The 17,325-nt window shown below is 50.2% G+C and carries 18 protein-coding genes; 11 read left to right on the top strand and 7 right to left on the bottom strand.

The window, feature by feature from the left end; genetic code table 11:
* Nucleotides 1–103: 103 nt before the first annotated feature.
* Both PAECUDRAFT_RS11915 and PAECUDRAFT_RS11910 read right to left on the bottom strand, forming a co-directional pair.
* Nucleotides 104–880, bottom strand: coding sequence for a TerC family protein (locus PAECUDRAFT_RS11915; protein ID WP_006038355.1), 777 nt, complete (start codon nucleotides 878–880; stop codon nucleotides 104–106).
* A 122-nt stretch (nucleotides 881–1,002) separates the two neighbouring features.
* Nucleotides 1,003–1,560 carry a hypothetical protein gene (locus PAECUDRAFT_RS11910; protein ID WP_233516752.1) on the bottom strand — a complete coding sequence of 186 codons (558 nt, stop codon included), beginning with the start codon at nucleotides 1,558–1,560 and terminating at the stop codon, nucleotides 1,003–1,005.
* Nucleotides 1,561–1,844: 284 nt separating this feature from the next.
* Here PAECUDRAFT_RS11910 and PAECUDRAFT_RS11905 point away from each other — a divergent pair, with 284 nt between their 5' ends.
* The 5 genes from PAECUDRAFT_RS11905 to PAECUDRAFT_RS11885 all read left to right on the top strand — a co-directional run bounded on the left by PAECUDRAFT_RS11905 (nucleotide 1,845) and on the right by PAECUDRAFT_RS11885 (nucleotide 6,068).
* Entirely contained in the window at nucleotides 1,845–2,285 is a 441-nt protein-coding gene (locus PAECUDRAFT_RS11905) for a DUF6978 family protein (protein WP_006038353.1), read from the top strand.
* 1 nt (nucleotide 2,286) lies between these two features.
* The gene (locus PAECUDRAFT_RS11900) at nucleotides 2,287–3,054 is read left to right on the top strand and encodes a DUF1829 domain-containing protein (protein WP_006038352.1); all 768 of its coding nucleotides are present in this window, start codon (nucleotides 2,287–2,289) and stop codon (nucleotides 3,052–3,054) included.
* A gap of 187 nt (nucleotides 3,055–3,241) precedes the next feature.
* Nucleotides 3,242–4,291, top strand: a complete 1,050-nt coding sequence (locus tag PAECUDRAFT_RS11895) for a fatty acid desaturase (RefSeq protein WP_006038351.1) — start codon at nucleotides 3,242–3,244, stop codon at nucleotides 4,289–4,291.
* Between the two features lie 44 nt (nucleotides 4,292–4,335).
* A complete protein-coding gene (locus PAECUDRAFT_RS11890) occupies nucleotides 4,336–5,460 on the top strand; it encodes a sensor histidine kinase (RefSeq protein WP_006038350.1) in 1,125 nt (374 codons plus the stop codon).
* A gap of 2 nt (nucleotides 5,461–5,462) precedes the next feature.
* Nucleotides 5,463–6,068 (top strand): response regulator transcription factor, encoded by a 606-nt coding sequence (locus PAECUDRAFT_RS11885; protein ID WP_006038349.1) that lies wholly within the window; start codon nucleotides 5,463–5,465, stop codon nucleotides 6,066–6,068.
* A gap of 82 nt (nucleotides 6,069–6,150) precedes the next feature.
* Here the strand turns inward: PAECUDRAFT_RS11885 and PAECUDRAFT_RS26110 are convergent, their stop codons facing one another.
* From PAECUDRAFT_RS26110 to PAECUDRAFT_RS11870, 4 genes are all read right to left on the bottom strand, one after another.
* Nucleotides 6,151–6,327, bottom strand: coding sequence for a hypothetical protein (locus PAECUDRAFT_RS26110; RefSeq protein WP_006038348.1), 177 nt, complete (start codon nucleotides 6,325–6,327; stop codon nucleotides 6,151–6,153).
* Nucleotides 6,328–6,447: 120 nt separating this feature from the next.
* On the bottom strand, nucleotides 6,448–7,422 hold the full coding sequence (locus tag PAECUDRAFT_RS11880) for a Gfo/Idh/MocA family protein (protein ID WP_006038347.1): 975 nt from the start codon (nucleotides 7,420–7,422) through the stop codon (nucleotides 6,448–6,450).
* Nucleotides 7,423–7,543: 121 nt separating this feature from the next.
* Nucleotides 7,544–8,347, bottom strand: coding sequence for an SDR family oxidoreductase (locus PAECUDRAFT_RS11875; protein WP_006038346.1), 804 nt, complete (start codon nucleotides 8,345–8,347; stop codon nucleotides 7,544–7,546).
* 52 nt (nucleotides 8,348–8,399) lie between these two features.
* Nucleotides 8,400–9,746 (bottom strand): LLM class flavin-dependent oxidoreductase, encoded by a 1,347-nt coding sequence (locus tag PAECUDRAFT_RS11870; protein ID WP_006038345.1) that lies wholly within the window; start codon nucleotides 9,744–9,746, stop codon nucleotides 8,400–8,402.
* 283 nt (nucleotides 9,747–10,029) lie between these two features.
* Between PAECUDRAFT_RS11870 and PAECUDRAFT_RS11865 the strand changes: the two genes are divergently transcribed.
* The 4 genes from PAECUDRAFT_RS11865 (at nucleotide 10,030) to PAECUDRAFT_RS11850 (ending at nucleotide 13,335) form a co-directional block, all read left to right on the top strand.
* On the top strand, nucleotides 10,030–10,554 hold the full coding sequence (locus PAECUDRAFT_RS11865; RefSeq protein ID WP_006038344.1) for a VanZ family protein: 525 nt from the start codon (nucleotides 10,030–10,032) through the stop codon (nucleotides 10,552–10,554).
* 95 nt (nucleotides 10,555–10,649) lie between these two features.
* Nucleotides 10,650–11,291, top strand: a complete 642-nt coding sequence (locus PAECUDRAFT_RS11860; RefSeq protein ID WP_006038343.1) for a peroxiredoxin-like family protein — start codon at nucleotides 10,650–10,652, stop codon at nucleotides 11,289–11,291.
* A 216-nt stretch (nucleotides 11,292–11,507) separates the two neighbouring features.
* Entirely contained in the window at nucleotides 11,508–12,851 is a 1,344-nt protein-coding gene (locus PAECUDRAFT_RS11855) for a hypothetical protein (RefSeq protein WP_006038342.1), read from the top strand.
* Nucleotides 12,852–12,873: 22 nt separating this feature from the next.
* On the top strand, nucleotides 12,874–13,335 hold the full coding sequence (locus tag PAECUDRAFT_RS11850) for a hypothetical protein (RefSeq protein ID WP_006038341.1): 462 nt from the start codon (nucleotides 12,874–12,876) through the stop codon (nucleotides 13,333–13,335).
* Between the two features lie 57 nt (nucleotides 13,336–13,392).
* Here the strand turns inward: PAECUDRAFT_RS11850 and PAECUDRAFT_RS11845 are convergent, their stop codons facing one another.
* Nucleotides 13,393–14,589, bottom strand: coding sequence for a macrolide family glycosyltransferase (locus tag PAECUDRAFT_RS11845; protein WP_006038340.1), 1,197 nt, complete (start codon nucleotides 14,587–14,589; stop codon nucleotides 13,393–13,395).
* 170 nt (nucleotides 14,590–14,759) lie between these two features.
* On the opposite strand from PAECUDRAFT_RS11845, the gene PAECUDRAFT_RS11840 reads away from it, so the two are divergent.
* Both PAECUDRAFT_RS11840 and PAECUDRAFT_RS11835 read left to right on the top strand, forming a co-directional pair.
* Nucleotides 14,760–16,286, top strand: a complete 1,527-nt coding sequence (locus tag PAECUDRAFT_RS11840; RefSeq protein WP_006038339.1) for an MDR family MFS transporter — start codon at nucleotides 14,760–14,762, stop codon at nucleotides 16,284–16,286.
* 46 nt (nucleotides 16,287–16,332) lie between these two features.
* Nucleotides 16,333–17,289, top strand: a complete 957-nt coding sequence (locus PAECUDRAFT_RS11835; RefSeq protein WP_006038338.1) for a helix-turn-helix transcriptional regulator — start codon at nucleotides 16,333–16,335, stop codon at nucleotides 17,287–17,289.
* The last annotated feature ends 36 nt before the right edge of the window (nucleotides 17,290–17,325 follow it).

The following is a 17,325-nucleotide window of genomic DNA, read 5'->3' as shown; positions in this document are numbered from 1 at the left end:
TACTATATTAACGCGGTGTCGTGTTAAATTACATGCACATAAGAAAGGCTGCCGAGACTTTCTCGACAGCCTGAAGGTACCCTTGCGGGTACCTTTACCTTTGTTACGATGTTTGTCCGGCCTTCACTCGCTTGTTATTCGGTGCAAACCAGCCTATGAGCGCAATCGCGACCAATACCGCATAGAAGACGAGCGTCCAGCCTGTGCTATGAGGGAAATCGTGATCCAACGCGCCAATATCCTCATGGGCAAGCGTAATGACAGCAAGCTTAACGCCTACCCAAGCAACGATCGCGTAAGCTGTTGTTTCAAGCGCCGGGCGCTGTCCCAGCAGCTTCACAAACCATGCCGCTGCGAATTTGATTAAGATCAATCCCGCGATGCCGCCGAGCAGCACGACGATAAATTTGCCTCCGTCCATGCCGCCGAACTCGCCAAGCGGTGAATCCGGCAGCCCGAGCGCAAGCGCTACCGCAGCGAGAATCGAATCGATTGCAAAAGCGAGGTCTGCCAGAGCAATCTTACCCACTGTAGGCCAGAAGCCGCTTCCTTTGCTCTCTTGCTTGTCGGCCTTATGGCCATCTTCGTTTTTCTTGCCGAACCGCGATTGAATAATATGCTTAAAGCCTAGGTATAACAGATAAGCTGCCCCGATCGCCTGCACCTGCCATACGTTCGCAATGAACGAAATCGCGAATAGCGCGCCAAAACGAAAAACAAAAGCCATAATGATGCCGTAGTTAATTGCTTTTTTCTTCTGCTCGTCCGGTAGATTCTTTGCAATTACCGCCAATACGAGCGCGTTGTCTGCTGACAACAAGCCTTCCAGCCCAATAAGGATTAATAAGGCCCATGCATACTCCAGCCAAATGGACTCCAACGTGAATTCTCCTCCCTGATCATGGCAAGTATAAGCAGTCCGCTAAAACACATGTGAATAATGTTCACCTGTCCACAAATGCTTATACGCAATGAACCTTCAAAGGAGTTCACTTTTTTATCCTATCCTGCTTGTCCAATGAAATAGAATACTGCACTTAATATAATAGACAGCACTATTACAAGAACGGCGTTTCGCGAGGTAGGCCTTGGACCGTCCTGCAAAACTTTCACTCCAAGCGGCACAAGCGCTAAACAAAGTCCAGCAACCGCTATTATAGAAAAGATTGTCGTGCCTTTAAGTACGCCTAACGGCAGTGCCGACATAAGCCCTAGAGCAATTGAACGAAAGAGGTTAAGCGTTTTTGCACGATACACACCGATCGCAAGCACAATCCAACCTAACAGGATAGGAAGATTGAGAATGCTGAAAATATGAAATGCACCATAAGAATCGGCAACGGCACTTGTCGCCGATTCTACATTTTGAATACGAACCAATTGAAATGCCAGATGATCAACACCCGCATGGAATGTCCGGGCAAATAGCCCGAATATGACAAAGCAGCCTCCCCATTTGGCCCAACCTGGCCTTGTCCGATGAACAAGTCTGACTACCTCTAATATTGCTGGCCACATTAGCAGGATACCTGCGTTAAATAGACTGAACGACCAGAACATTACTCTCGGGTACTCTTGGTAAGCCCTTAGTTGATCTGGAAAGAAAAAATGAAATCGAGACCTCAACAATACGCCTGCCAGTATCAATAGCGGACCTGCTATCAGTGTTATTCCGCCTATCCAACGGCCGGGAAATCGGTTGTTCTCGTTGTTATAGCTCGAGCTTAGAATATCAAGCACCTCCAGTGAACTTACCTACTGAGCAAATAAGGTATTCCCAACACATACCTCAAGAATGTAATATTATAGAATAAGAGTAATTTAGGTGAAGTGAGGGAATAATATTGTTGACTGATCTGGAAGCGCGTCGACTACTCAATGCAATTAAAGAATTAATTAGCACGAAACCAATCATTTTCCCCTCACTACAATCGTATATTACTTTGGAAGCTACTTCAGCCCAGACTAATGATAAGTTCCAAATAGATGTGCACCGTAAAACTTTAAATGTAAAAAAGTGCACCTATCAAACCCGTTATAAAAAGTCCATCAATTTACTACGTATTGATATTGAAGGCCCTCCTCATCCAAATCCTGATGGCACCGAAGTTCCCTGTCCACATATACATATATACAGGGAAGGATATGACGATAAGTGGGCATATCCGTTATCAGATAAAATTAGCACAGACCCCTTTGATTTAGTACAGGTATTGATTGACTTCCTTGAGTATAATAATATAAATAACACCCCAAACGTCATTAGCCAGATCGAGGTGAACTAAGATGAGTTTAGTTGAACAATTATCTGATTCCTATGTCAATTGGCTCAAACAAAAAATAACGTTCAAGGAGTTAGACAATGCAGTAGAAATAACTACTCCTTTCATGGACAGGCACAACGACTACCTTCAGATATACGTTCAACAAAAAGGCACTAAACTGATAGTAAGCGATGCCGGCTACATTTTAACTGATCTAAAACTTTCAGGCTGTGATGTTTTCTCCTCACCCAAACGAAAAAAGATATTTCAAACGATATTAAATGGCTACGGCGTGAAGGTCTCTTCGCGAGAAGAGCTTTTTGTAGAAACAACGGTAGAAAACTTTCCTCAAAAAAAACATATGCTTGTCCAATCCATGATGACTGTAAACGATATGTTTATGACATCTAGAGAAAACGTCCACAGCATATTCCTTGAGGAAGTAGATCAATTTCTATTTGATAATGACATTAGGTTTGTAGATAATATCAACTTTACTGGTAAAAGTGGATTTCCTCAAACTTTTCACTTTGCTATACCGCGTTCGAAACAATTTCCCGAAAGAATACTACACGCCATTAATAATCCGACAAAACAAAATTCTGAAACCCTTCTTTTCGCTTGGACAGAAACAAAAGAGAACCGCAGACCAGACTCTACGCTTTTCGCTGTTCTCAATGATTCCGAAAAACCAATACGACCAGGTATAGTCAACGCTTTTAATGAATATGAAGTCCAACCCATACTGTGGTCGAAAAGAAATGAGTACATTAATCATCTAACAGGATAGAGCACTCTGATTCTAGTAATCAGAGTGCTTTTTCGTCTTCATTTTCATCACCATATATGATATTCGTCATACCCTCATCTGTGACGTTTATGACTGTAAGCGGCGGAGCGCCCCTCTTTATAATGAAGATATCCTATCACTAGATCATGTCATTCAGCGATAGAGCTTCAATTAGGAGGAAGTCCCCATGGATCCAATGAACATTGCCGAATTAAAGAAACGCTCCGCTCCGTTTGCACGAACGAACACCAAAGCCAGCTTCCGCCAACTAGGAAACACTTTGTTGCCTTTTTTACTCCTTTGGATGGCTGCCTATGCAAGCTTGTCCGTCTCCTACTGGCTGACGTTGCCGATTGCCATCGTTGCAGCGAGCTTTCTGATCCGAACGTTTATCATTTTTCACGACTGTTGCCATCAGTCGTTTTTCAAGAACCGCAGGGCGAACGATTGGTTAGGTAACATTACCGGCGTCCTAACGCATTTTCCATATGAGCAATGGAAAAACGCCCACAATATTCATCATGCGACGAGCGGCAACCTCGATAAACGGGGCGTCGGCGATATGTGGGTCATGACCGTAGACGAATATATCGCTTCCCCGCCGCGACTCAAGCTAGCTTATCGGCTGTACCGGAATCCGCTAATTATGCTGGTGCTTGGTCCCCTGCTGGTCTTTCTCGTCACCTACCGCAAGAATCGCCCAGGGGCGAAGCGCCGCGAGAAACTGAATACGTATATGACGAATACAGCGATTGTCGCCTTATACATTGTGCTAGGACAGCTTCTCGGTTGGAAAAGCGTGCTTCTTGTGCAAACCCCGATCCTTTGGGTTGCAGGAATGATGGGAATTTGGTTATTCTATGTTCAGCATCAGTTCGAGGACTCCTACTTCGAGAACGACGATAAGTGGAGCTATGTACAGGCTGCGGTCGAAGGAAGCTCCTATTATCAGCTTCCCCGTCTGCTGCAATGGATGACGGGCAATATCGGCTTCCATCATGTACATCATTTGAACCCGAAGGTGCCGAACTACAATCTTGAGAAAACTCATCTGGCCATTCCGCCGCTTCAGAAAGCGATGACGATCAACCTTCGGACCAGCCTGCGCTCGCTCCGATTCCGGTTGTGGGATGAGCATGCAAAAACGTTTATCGGCTTCCGTGAACTTAGAGCTATGCGCAATAAGCAGACTGCAAGGCCAGAAATTCCGATTAGCCGGAAACCGGGTATCGAATAGAACGGAATCTAAAGCGCGGGTAGTCCTCATAAAGGTGGAACAACATGCTAAAGTGGCGGTCGAATTTGTACAAGACGACGGGGCTCAATCCTTTCATATGGGCCATCCTGTTTATCCTGCCCTTCTATTATATCTTTCGTACCTCTTCCAAAGCCCATACAGCGGTAGGGATAGCGCTCATTATTCTATTCTTCGTCTCCTATGTGCTCGTCTTTGTCACCAAAGGGTGGAAGGTGTATGTATGGTCGGGCGTTCAGATTGCCATCTCGATTGCCATGACCGTCCTATTCGGATTCGTATACTTCTCGCTGCTGTTAACTTTCGTCATCGGGAACATTACGAGCAAGAAGGGTTTCATTACACTGTACGTTATTCACCTTACGGTAACGATCGCGACTATCGATTATGCGATCGTCGTGAAGAATCCGATGGTCATCAGCCAATTGCCATTCGTCTTTATTTGTTTGATCATGGTTATCCTGCTGCCTATATCCAACTACAACCGCAATAAGAACGAGCGGCTGCAAGGGCAGCTGAATGACGCAAACAAACGGATCTCGGAATTGGTGAAACTGGAAGAACGACAGCGTATCGCTCGGGATTTGCATGATACGCTCGGGCAGAAGCTTTCTCTGATCGGATTGAAAAGCGATCTAGCCATTAAGTTGATGCCGAAAACCCCCTCGCAGTCCTTGATTGAGATGAAGGAAGTCAGGCAGACGGCAAGAACCGCAATGAAAGAAGTGCGGGAGATCGTAAAACAAATGCGCGGCGCGAAGCTGAAGGAAGAAATGGCCCGTATTGAGCAAATGCTAAAGACAGCACAAATTGAACTGATCGTCGAAGGAGACTTGGATCCGAAAAACCTATCGCTCATGAACGAGAACGTCCTCTGCATGTGCCTCAAGGAAGCGGTCACCAATCTCGTCAAGCACAGCGGGGCTTCCGTCTGCACAATCTCGATCCGACCGGATCGTCTAGCTTTGATCGCCATCGTCGAGGACAATGGGATCGGGCTGACACAGAATGCGGTATACTCCCATGGCAGCGGCCTTAAAGGAATGAAGGAGCGTCTGGAATTCGTCAATGGAAGTCTCGAGCTGGGTGAAGGGCCGGGTACCTCCCTTGTGATGAAAGTGCCCAATACCCACCCAAGAGAGAAGGCTTGAAGATGATTCGAATCGTAATTGCAGAAGATCAGCGAATGATTCTTGGCGCTCTAGCCGCTTTACTTGATTTGGAAGAAGATATGATGGTTGTTGCCAAAGCCAGCAACGGCGAGGATGCCGTCAAGCTCGCACGCCTCCATCAGCCTGATGTATGTATCCTCGATATTGAAATGCCGCTCAAGAACGGATTGGATGCGGCTGAGGAGCTTAAGGCAATGGGGTTGGATTGCAAAGTCGTCATCCTTACGACGTTCGCCCGCGCAGGGTATTTTGAAAGAGCGATTAAAGCTTGTGTGCATGGCTATTTGCTTAAAGACAGTCCGAGTGAGGAACTAGCGAGTTCGATCCGAATCATTGCAGGCGGCCGGCGCCTATATGCGCCCGAATTGATGGACGAAGCCTACGGCGAGGAGAACCCCCTTACTGAACGAGAGAAGGCCGTGCTTGTGCTTATTGCCGACGGAAAGAGCACGAAGGAAATTTCGAAGGAGCTGTTTATTACTACCGGAACGATTCGAAATTACATCTCCGTTATTCTCAACAAGCTGGGCGTCGGCAACCGCGTCGAAGCAATCAAACAGTTTAAGGAGAAGGGCTGGTTCAAATAAAGTATGCAGGTCGATCAACAAACCAAAGGCACCCTCGACGGGTGCCTTTTTCGTTCCGTGGACGTACCGCAGTCCATCATTCTTATTGCGTTTCCACTTGCTCGTCGATACTTTCTGTCGAGGAATGGTTCCGATTCTGTTGGAACGCCTCTTCAAACTCTTCCTCATTGCTCGAACCGAGCTTCGCGCCATACTGGTCAAGCCTGCCCGGCTTGCCCGCTGGGCCGTCATTATCTGGCCTGCTGTTTCTTCCTGCCATTGGATCACCCCTCAGCATTAATTTGTTGCCAGTGCGTCGCCTTCGTATTTTAACTCATTTGGCCCCAAACCATTCCATGCCAAGGGGAGAATGCGGGCCAGAAGATCTCTTGAATTTCTATTATTTGCTTTCCTCACGGCCTTGCCGAAGCGCTTCAAGAATCGCCTGTACGTTGTAGCCATCGTAAAAGTCATAATAAAAGCTCTGTTCTCCCCGCACGCGATCGATGACCTGCTTCAAAATAGGCAGCTTGCTCTCCGTCTCGTCTGCCTCGACAGGGCGCATTTCACGCCCCGGCTTGCCCATCAGCAGCTGCTCCCAATTTTCCAGCGCAATCGTCCCGTCGCTGCCATAGACGAGCAACGACACACGCTCTGTGTCTACTTGACCGACCGATCCCGCCACCTCGACATGAATGCCATTGTGCAACGTGAGCATTGCCTTGACGCTGCTCTCGCAAGTTTGCGCATCTGCTGGAAACGTTACGTGGCTCTCCACGTTCGTGATCGAACCAAATAAGGTTTGAATCATATGAATCCAATGCACGCCAACCTCAAGAAGGAACCCGCCCTCTTGTCTGGTCGCGACCCACCGATTGTTTTGCCAAGATCTTGGCCATTCGGGAAACTGCAGCAGCAATTCCATCCTGCCGATTTCCCCTATGCTGCGCTCGGCCAACAGCCGCTTTAACGTCAGAACCGCCGGTTCAAGCGGGAATGAAAAGTGAATCGCATGAACAATCGCCCGCTCGACTGCCGCGTCCAGCAGCGCCTTGGCTTCCGGCAAGCTGTTGGCCAATGGCTTTTCGCAAAAGACATGGACGTTGTTTTCGATTGCGGCCATCGCCACTTCATAATGCATAGAAGGCGGCACCGCTATGTACACCAAGTCGACCGCTGCCTCCTGAAACACCCTCTTGTATTCCGTGAAGCACTGAACATTCGGGTAGATTTGAGCCATTTTTTCAAGCGCGCTTGTATTGGAGTCGCAGATCGCCACCAACTCTATCTCATCTGCATAGTTAGGCATGATATGGACGATCGTGTCTCGCCCCATATTGCCTAAGCCGATTACTGCGAATTTTATTTTACTCATCGTAAGGCCCCTTTATATATTTCCTAAATCATACCATATAAAGGTGAACGATTAAGGCCTTATTTACCTGAAGAATACACAAAAGCCAACCCCTGAAAAACCAAGGATTGGCCTTACAGTGTTATAGCCCCGGTTGATGACCGCCATCGATAACGACCTCTGCCCCCGAGATCGAAGCGGATTGATCCGATACGAGGAATAGTGCAAGATCGGCGACCTCGTCTGGATAGACCGCCCGACCGATCGGGATGGCTGCACGAAACTGGGCTTTGTAGTCCTCAAGCGAAATTCCTTTAGCGGAAGCTTGCTGCACAGCGAGCTCTTCGGCCCTGCCCGTCTCCGTTAAGCCTGGTGAAATGACATTCAGCCTTATCCCCTGCGGGGCAAGTTCTCTCGCAATTCCCTTGGAGAAGTTCAGCAATGCGGCATTAGTCGTACCTCCGGGAAGGAAGGTAGGAGAAGGCGTTCTGCTCGCCGTGCCAATGATATTCACAATGCGTCCATCGCCTTGTTTGATCAATTGGGGAAGCACTGCACGAATCGTACGAATGTAGCCCAAGAGCTTCAGGTTCCATGTATCCGTAAAATCCTTATCAGTCAGCTCCAGGAAAGCTCCAGACTTCGCTGAGCCCGCATTATTAATTAAAATGTCGACTCTTCCGAATGCATCTAGCGCTGCATCAATGATCCGCTTAGCGTTGTCCGCCTCGCTTAAATCCGCTTGGATTGCAATGACTTGCGCAGCTTCCGAGCCGCGCGCGCCCGCATTCGTAATGGCCTCTTTCGCCAAGCGAAGGCGCTCCTCGTCTCTTGCAGCGATAAGCACATGCACGCCCTCTGCATGCAGCTTCTTGGCAATCGCTAGGCCGATTCCGGCACTGCCTCCGGTCACAATTGCTGTTTTGCCCTCTAAATTGAAGCCCATATATACATCCATCCTCTCCGGTATTTTGGTTCATTCATGCCAATGAAACAAGCTATCTCGTAGCGCCGACAATCGGGGCAGCCCATCTATTCGACGGACGCGCCAAGCCATAATTGCCTCGAAGCGTACGGCTCTCATACTCGGTCCTGAACAAGCCCCTGCGCTGAAGCTCCGGTACGACCAGCTGCGCAAAATCCTCCAATCCCGCCGGCAGATAAGGCGGCATCACGTTAAACCCATCGCTCGCGCCTTGCGTGAACCACTCCTCCAACTGATCGGCGACCTGAATGGCCGTTCCCGCGAACACCCGATGTCCCCGGCCTCCCGCTAACTTGCTAATGAGCTGGCGGATTGTCAAATGCTCTCTTGCCGCCAAATCGGTTACGAGCTGGTAACGGCTTTTATTGCCGTTAATCTCGTTCAACGGAGGAAGCTCGGGCAGCGGACCATCGAGCGGATACGAGGATAGATCAATCCCGATAATCCCTGAAAGCTGATTTAGACCGTATGCCGGCACCGTCAGTTCATTCAGCTCCTGCTCCTTTTCCTTGGCTTCCGATTCAGTCGGAGCAATAATCGGGCAGATGCCCGGCAAAATCTTGATTTGATCAGGATCACGGCCATACTTCGCCAGCCGTCCTTTCACATCGGCGTAGAACTGCTGCCCCTCCGCCAGCGTCTGCTGAGCAGTGAAGATCGCTTCGGCGTATTGCGCCGCAAATTCCTTGCCATCCTCAGAGGACCCCGCTTGCACGAGCACAGGATACCCTTGCGGAGCGCGAGGGACGTTGAGGGGCCCATTTACATTGAAATAAGCGCCCGCATGGTTAATTGCGGTTACCTTGGAATCATCCGCGAAGATCCCCGATTCGCGATCGAACACGATCGCATCGTCTTGCCAGCTATCCCACAGCTTAGTCGCAACATCGAGGAATTCGCGCGCCCGCTCATACCTCTTGGCATGCTGCAGATGCTCTTCTTGGCTAAAATTAGCCGCCTCGAATTCGCTTGCCGAGGTGACAATGTTCCAGCCTGCGCGTCCGCTGCTGATATGGTCCAACGAAGCGAACTTCCGCGCAACGTGAAACGGCTCGTTAAAGGTCGTCGACACGGTGCCGATCAGGCCGATATGCTCCGTTACGGCAGCCAGCGCGGATAGCAGCGTGAATGGCTCCAGACCGACGTGGGACCCGTGGCGAATATTTTTTCCGACGGACAGCACGTCTGCAAGGAACAGCGAGTCGAACTTCGCGTTTTCTGCGATTTGCGCAAGACGCGTAAAATATCGAATATCCGTTGCATGCTGCGGGCTCGTATCCTTCCTGCGCCACGCCGCCTCATGGTGGCCGACGTTCATCAGAAACACATTCAAATGCAGCTTTTTCCGGGGTTGACTCATAGCAGACACGCTCCTCATCCATGCGCAATAGAATAAAAAAAGAGCCCACTCATCAATTAAGATGGAGGACTCCGGTTGTTCCGGTCGCATTAAAACTTAATTTCTTATAGAATTACTTGGATTAAATCAATAGTAATCCCATTCCGCCTAACAGTCAACTCATAATTTACGATAACTCGGGTCTCATGCATCTGCCAATATGATCTTTAAGAAATTGAAAGGTTTTTATTACGTTTAATTAAGCCTGCTGCTCTATGCTGATTAGAGAAAGGCAGGGATGCACATGGCGAAGCGCATGCAAGTGAAAGCAGCCGCACCGGCTGCGGTATTGTTCATCGTATATATGTACGTTCTGGTCAAAATCATCTTGTTCAAGTTCGGCGAAGTGAATATCCGGTTTCTGTGGCATCAGGGCAAAGCGGCACTCGCCAACATGGACCGGCTGTCCTATGGAATAGAGCGGGCCAATCTCGAACCGTTTCGTACCATTACCGGCAACCTGGAGAGCCACGCGATGTATGAATACATTCAGCTATACGGCAATATTGGATTGTTCATTCCGCTTGGCCTGTTTCTTGCCTATTTCTATCCCAAGCGAACAATCGGCCTTGGGACGTATGGCGCGGTGCTGGCGCTCTCATTCGCGACAACCTTGCTTCTGGAAAGCACGCAGCTGCTGTGCAGCATCGGATCATTCGACGTCGACGATCTCATTCTGAATACCGCAGGCGGCATTCTGGGATGCATGTTGTACCATCCATTTGCGCGTAAAGCGAAGCTGCAGCAAGTTACCCCTTCCATTCTTTAGAAATAAATTGCTTTTTTCGACAGGATTCCTTATGATAGACTAAAAGTACCGATCGGTATCTTTTTTTCTATGACTTAAGGATGAGGAGAGTACCTATGCTGAACCAGACACTAGAAGAAGCGAAAAATCAATTTGTAGCGAAAGCGCCCCAAGACGTTCAAACCGAAATATTCCGATTGATTCGCGAGCAGCAGCAATCGGGCATTCAATACGGCTTGCCGGAAGGGAGCAAGGCGGTAGACTTCACCTTAAATTACGCCAACGGCTCGGCCATAGACCTGTTCGAGCAGCTTGCGAAAGGGCCGGTCGTATTGACCTTTTATCGCGGGGGCTGGTGCCCCTTCTGCAATATTCAGCTGCGCGCCTACCAAAACATTTTGCCAGAGATTGAAGCGCTCAACGGGCAATTGATTGCCATAAGCCCGCAAAATCCAACTAACTCGCTCGCCCAGCAGACCAAGGAAAGCATTCAATTCCCGGTGCTTAGCGACAAGGACGGCGCAGTCGCCGCCAGCTATAATGTCCTATTCCAAGTTCCATCTTATCTGCAAGAGGTCATGTCCAGTAAGCTAAAACTGAACCTCGGAGAATACAATGGTACCGACCGCTGGATTCTGCCTATTCCTTCAACCTTCGTCATCGACCAGTCCGGCATCATCCGTTGGGCGAATGTAAATCCTGATTTTATGAGACGCTCCGAGCCTCAGGATATTATTAGCCAACTGAAATTGCTTTAGGCTGCGTACATAAAAGGATCCCTACCTGCATGCAGGATAGGGATCTTTTTGTTCGCTAAAAGGGGGGATACGATAGATCGATCAGTTCAGCTGTTCGCTTCGATTCACAGCAATCATTATATCGCCTAATCTATCCCTTTATTTTGAAATTTTTATTGCCAAAGCCCTAGTTAAATTTTAGAATTAGTTCAAAACTATTGAAGGGTGATATCGCTAATGAAATTATGGCTAAAATTATTAAAAAGCAGCATGGCATTGTTAATTGCATTGCCTCTCCTATACGGAGGAGGATCGACTGGTTACGCAGCCGCAGTCGGCTCTGAGTCCTCAGCTAAAGCGAACGGCGCAGCTAAGCCGCTGCGAGAGGGCAAGCGTCTGGGCGATAGCGCAGTGCGCAAGCTCGCCAACGTACATATCCGCAACTATTTGGCACAGGACCTGCAGACGCGCGGCATGAAGCTTCGTGCAGCCGATTCCTTCTTGAATGTGTACGATGTGGATGGCAACCCGTTCGCTTATCTCGTGCCGCTCATAGACGGGGATAAAGAGAAAGAAGTCGGGTACATTACGATCGGCGCGCTTGAGGATGGCTACGACGCGTACGATATTAATATTGGCGACGGCATCACGGGGCAAATCCGCAGCCTTCTACAAGCAAAAGGACAAGGCAATTCCTCCCAATTGGTGCTCATCCCGCCGATGCAATATTTGGTCAAATCGACCGTTGATGGCGCGGAATCCTTTACGGAAATGACATTCGACGTTAACCGTCCGCCAGTTGACGTGACCGATCAAATTCAACGCAACCGTCCTGAAATCCAAGTCATCTATGGACGCATTCGCAGCGAGGACAATAAAGCGCACATCCAGCGCAATACGGAGAAGGCGCCCGAGGTGTCAACGCTCGCTGTTACGAAAGAGGATATCGCCTTATCGACCGAGCGCAACTTTGACCGGTTCGTACCCGTCGAATATTCTACAGGCAATTACAGCTATGGCGGCAACCAGATGTGGTGGCCAGATGGCGGGCAGAAGGAGAACAGAGGCTGCGGTCCCGTAGCAGCGGCGAATATCACATCCTACCTAGCCAAAATCACAAGCCCGACCAAGTATGGCAACCTGTTTACGAAAACGATGACGAACTACACGGACTTCCTCGCGCATATGGATACCATGTATAGTTATATTGATCCGGGCGTGCTCGGCGAAACTTCGGTTTCGTCCTTTGCTTCTGCCGTAGAGAAATACGCAACGGATAAGAAAGTAACGCTGAAGCGCGTGACAAGCGACGCTTCGTTCACGCTGGACAATACGGCGAATTACGTGAAAGCCGGCCTGACCATCGACTCGCCGGTTGCGACGCTGAACCTGTCCAAATTTTCGAGCTACGATTACGAGTGGCACTGGATGACGATTACGAAGTACTATCGTGACGTCAACGACAACCGCTGGATTGCCGTCTCGACGTGGGGCCAGCGGCGCAGCATCAACTACCGAACCCATTTTGACGCCATCACTTCGTTCTTCTCGCTGGGCGGCGGGTTCATGTATTTCAAATAACGAGCGGGCGGAGATTATTGCTATGAAAAAAACCGGAATGACGCTGCTGCTTGCCGGAATCGCACTTCTAGGCGGCTGCACTTCGCACACCAAGCTGGACAGTCCTTCATTGGAAGCTTATCGTGATCAGGTTAGCAAGGCTGTTCCGGGCATATCGCCCCCCAAAGCAGTCGCTCAGCCGACGCGGATCCTGTTCCGGTATTCGTTCGATACCGCGCCGAATACCACCGTACAGCAGAGCATCATCAAGCTAACGGATGCCTACATCCATACGGAACCGTTCCAAACCGAAGTGCTGGAATCCTACTTCAAGTCATACAGCAAGAAAGACCGCATCCTGCCCGATATCGCCGTGCCGATGGATACAGACGGCGACGGCGAGGCGAATTTCGAATATTATGCCTCGCATGAGCAAGACGGCAATTGGTCCTGGTGGTACAGCGACTACAAGAACATGCACACGAAGGTTGAGCTGAACAAATAAGAGCGTGCAAAAAAACTGGCTACGAAGGTGCCAATCCTTCGCGGCCAGTTTTTGTTTTTATATACCGGATGCGAATCCAAGAATTTCATCAACCGCTTGCCGATATCCGCCCGAGCTTCTAAAGGATTCCCCCATATGTGCAGCAGCTTCCTTGGAAGCAGTCGTGCTTAACGCCACCTCTGCAGCTTCACGCAACTGATTGGCCGTTAAGTCCTTCATCTGCAGTTCGATGCCCGCTCCGATATTGACGACTCTCCCAGCAATGATCGGCTGATCCGCGCCTTGCGGGATTACAACTAACGGAACCCCGTAATAGAGACCCTCATGCGTACTGTTCATCCCGCCATGGGTGATGAATAACTTCGCTTGCGCCAAGACATCGGTTTGAGGAACATAGCTTTGTACGACGAAGTTGCTAGGCACCTCACCCAAATCAGACACTTGAACCTTGTTTCCGATCGCCATAACGACCGTGTGCTCCGTATGCCCGAATGCCTCCAAGCAAAGCTTGTAAAAGCCAATAGACCCGTTAAACACCGTGCCTAACGAAATGTAAATCGGGCGCTTCCCCTCTATTGCAGCAAGGTCGAAGCTTTCTTGCGTGGAACGCAGCGCGATGGATGGCCCTACGAACTTATACGATAGGTCGAATGCCTCTCCTTCCGGTTGAAACGCCCTCGTTGTATACACGATCGTAAGCGGTGCAGGATTGCAAAACACCTCGTAAGGCGAATCGATCTCAACCCCGTATTGCTGCTTGATCATCGCCGTCAGGCTTTGGTAGCTATCTTCAATGGATTGGACTATTTCTGCAGGAGCTGTTCGATACAAGTGGGTAAGCGATTGATCGAACGCCACCTTGGTCTGCGCGAAGGAAGTGCAGGAGCTGATCGCGGGAAGCTTAAGGATCTGCGCTAGCAGCCGCCCGCAGCCGAACATCGCGTCATGGATGATGTAATCGAATGTTTCCCCTTTGATCTGTTCAAGCACGGCGGGGATGACGACATCCGCTGTGAGCAGCAGGCCGTTGACTCTTTCGAGCAAATAATTCCGTCCGCCAGCGATGAAGGCTTTAATAAATTTCTGATCATCAAACGTTCGTACCAAAGCTCCCGTCTTCTCCACACGCTCCCGAAAAGCCTCCGTACAAAAGTAAACGACCTCTTCGCCGCGGGAAACAAGTTCCTGCACCACGCCAAGGGTTGGATTGATATGTCCCTCTGATCCGGCATTTATGAATAAAACGCGAGCCATGCTCCCCCCTCCTTTTCTAACCGTAATTATAGCAGAACAATGGACAACCACCTTTAAAATGCCACAAAAGCTTTTCTTTCCTGACATACTGTTGTCAACAAGGGTTCGTTATGATGGTCTCAGATGATTGTTCACCAATCAATTCAGGTACAAGGAAGGAATGGAAACGGATGAAAAACAAACTGGCAGCAATCGTTGGAGGACTGCTTCTTGCCATTCTAATGGCATCCATGGACAACACGATTGTCTCAACGGCAATTGGCACGATCGTCGGGGATATGGGCGGGCTCGACAAGTTCGTTTGGGTCACCACAGCCTATATGGTCGCGGAGATGGCCTGCATGCCGATCTTCGGCAAACTGTCCGATATGTACGGGCGCAAACGCTTCTTCATTTTCGGGATCATCGTGTTTATGGTCGGTTCCGCGCTGTGCGGAATGGCGCAATCCATCGTTGAGCTAAGCATTTTCCGAGCGGTGCAAGGGGTCGGGGCCGGCGCGATGGTATCGATCGCATTCACGATTTTGTTCGATGTCGTGTCGCCTAAGGATCGCGGAAAAATGATGGGAGCTTTCGGAGCGGTATTCGGATTGTCGAGTATCGTTGGCCCGCTGCTCGGCGGGTACATCACCGATCACCTCAATTGGGCTTGGGTCTTCTACATCAATCTGCCGCTGGGCTTCATTGCCCTGCTTATGATCGCCCTGTTCTACAAGGAATCGGCCGCGCATTCGCGGCAAAAAATCGATTGGGCGGGCTCCATTCTTCTCGTCGGCGCTGTTGTCTGCTTTATTTTCGCCCTGGAGCTGGGCGGGAAGACGTATGCCTGGGATTCGCCGCAAATTATCGGGATGTTCGCTGGATTTGCCGTGCTTACTTTCTTGCTCATTATCGTGGAGAAAAAGGCGGCGGAGCCGATCCTCTCATTCGGCTTATTCCGCAGCAGGCTGTACACGACCAGCAATCTCGTTGCCATGCTCAGCGGCGCGGCCTACATGACGGCAGCGATTTTTATTCCGATCTACGTGCAGGGCGTGCTTGGCGGTTCCGCCTCCAATTCGGGGCTGACCTTGCTGCCGATGATGATGGGCTCCGTCGTCACCGCGACCATAGGCGGGTTCCTGATGACGAAGCTGCAGTACCGAACCATTATGATCGGAACGCTGGCGATGCTGCTGATCGGCCTTGCCCTTCTGTCCCAAATTACGGTAGAATCTTCTCGACTCGCCATTACGGGGATTATGATTCTAATCGGTCTTGGAATTGGCGCTACCTTCTCTGTGTTAGGCACGTCTGTGCTTCACTCGTTCCCTGCGGCACAGCGCGGGGCGGCAAGCTCGACCTTGAATTTTAACCGCTCGCTGGGCATGTCGCTGGGCATTACGATTTTCGGGATTATCCAAAGCCACAGCCTGCTCGCGAAGCTTACCGCTGCCTTCGGCAAAGGCGACATAGCAGTTCCCGCCGACTTAAACCTAAGCGATCCCCACGCGCTGCTGAATCCGGCGTTTCGCCAAACGGTCGAGCCTCAGTTGCTGGATTCCATTACCGCTGGACTGTCGAGCTCGATTGGAACAACGTTCGCATGGAGCCTTATTCCCGCCGTATTGGCGCTAGCTGCGGCATTCCTAATGACGCGGGATAAAATGGACCCCGTGGCCGAAAGCGAAGGCGAAGAGCTCGCAGCCGCACACTAATTCATCAATCGGCAAGCCGCGCCATGCCGACTTAGGAGAGCTGACCATGAAGCTTGAACGGTTAATGACCATTACGATTTTGCTGCTGAACCGAAAACGGGTGCAAGCGCAGGAGCTGGCGGACCAGCTTGAAGTATCTCTGCGCACGATTTACCGTGATCTCGACTCGCTCGGTCAAGCGGGCATTCCCATCGTCTCCTATACAGGCATGGAGGGCGGCTATGAAATTATGGACAGCTTCCGGCTCGATCGGCAATTGCTGTCCTTCGATGAACTGACTACCCTCTCTACGGCGCTTCGCGGCCTTGAGTCTACCAAAGCCTATAATCGCTCGAATATGGATCTCCTCCTCAGTAAAGTTGGCGCGATGGTGGCGCAAGCCGAGCAGGGACGGACGGGAGAGGGCGACCGTATTCATGTCGATTTTACCCCATGGAAAAACAGCATCGACGATCAAAGCCGATACGACTTGCTCCGCCAAGCGGTGAACGAACGGAGGCTCATCCGATTCAACTACACGAGCCGATCGGGCGATGAGCAAACGCGCGAGGTAGAGCCCCTGACGCTCGTGCTCAAAAATTACGCGTGGTACCTGCATGGTTATTGCCGGCTGCGCGACGATTTGCGCATCTTTAAGCTGACGCGGATTCGGGAGCTAAGCATACAAGCCGAGACCTTCATCCGCCGAGCGGAGTCGCTTGCGCAGCTGAGCGACCGGTTTGAAGCGCCGGAGCTCAATGAGCCGAACGCGGGAATTCCCGTTGTGCTGCAATTTAAAGCATCGGTTGCCGTATCCGTGATGGACCGTTTTGACGAAAAGTCCATTGAACGGCTGCCGGACGGCCAGCTGATTGTGCGGACGACCTACCTGAGCGAGCATTGGCTGATTCGCAGCGTGCTGCAATATCGAACGGAGGCCATTGTGCTTGAGCCTGCTGATATTGCGCTGAAGGTCAAACAGGCCGCTCTGGATATCGCAAGGCAGTATGGGGCGTTGGAATAAAAGAAAGCCATCCTGGGGCAGGATGGCTTTTCGTTC

It is taken from the genome of Paenibacillus curdlanolyticus YK9, assembly GCF_000179615.1.
Lineage (GTDB): Bacteria > Bacillota > Bacilli > Paenibacillales > Paenibacillaceae > Paenibacillus_T > Paenibacillus_T curdlanolyticus.
This window is presented reverse-complemented; position numbering and strand designations above follow the sequence as displayed.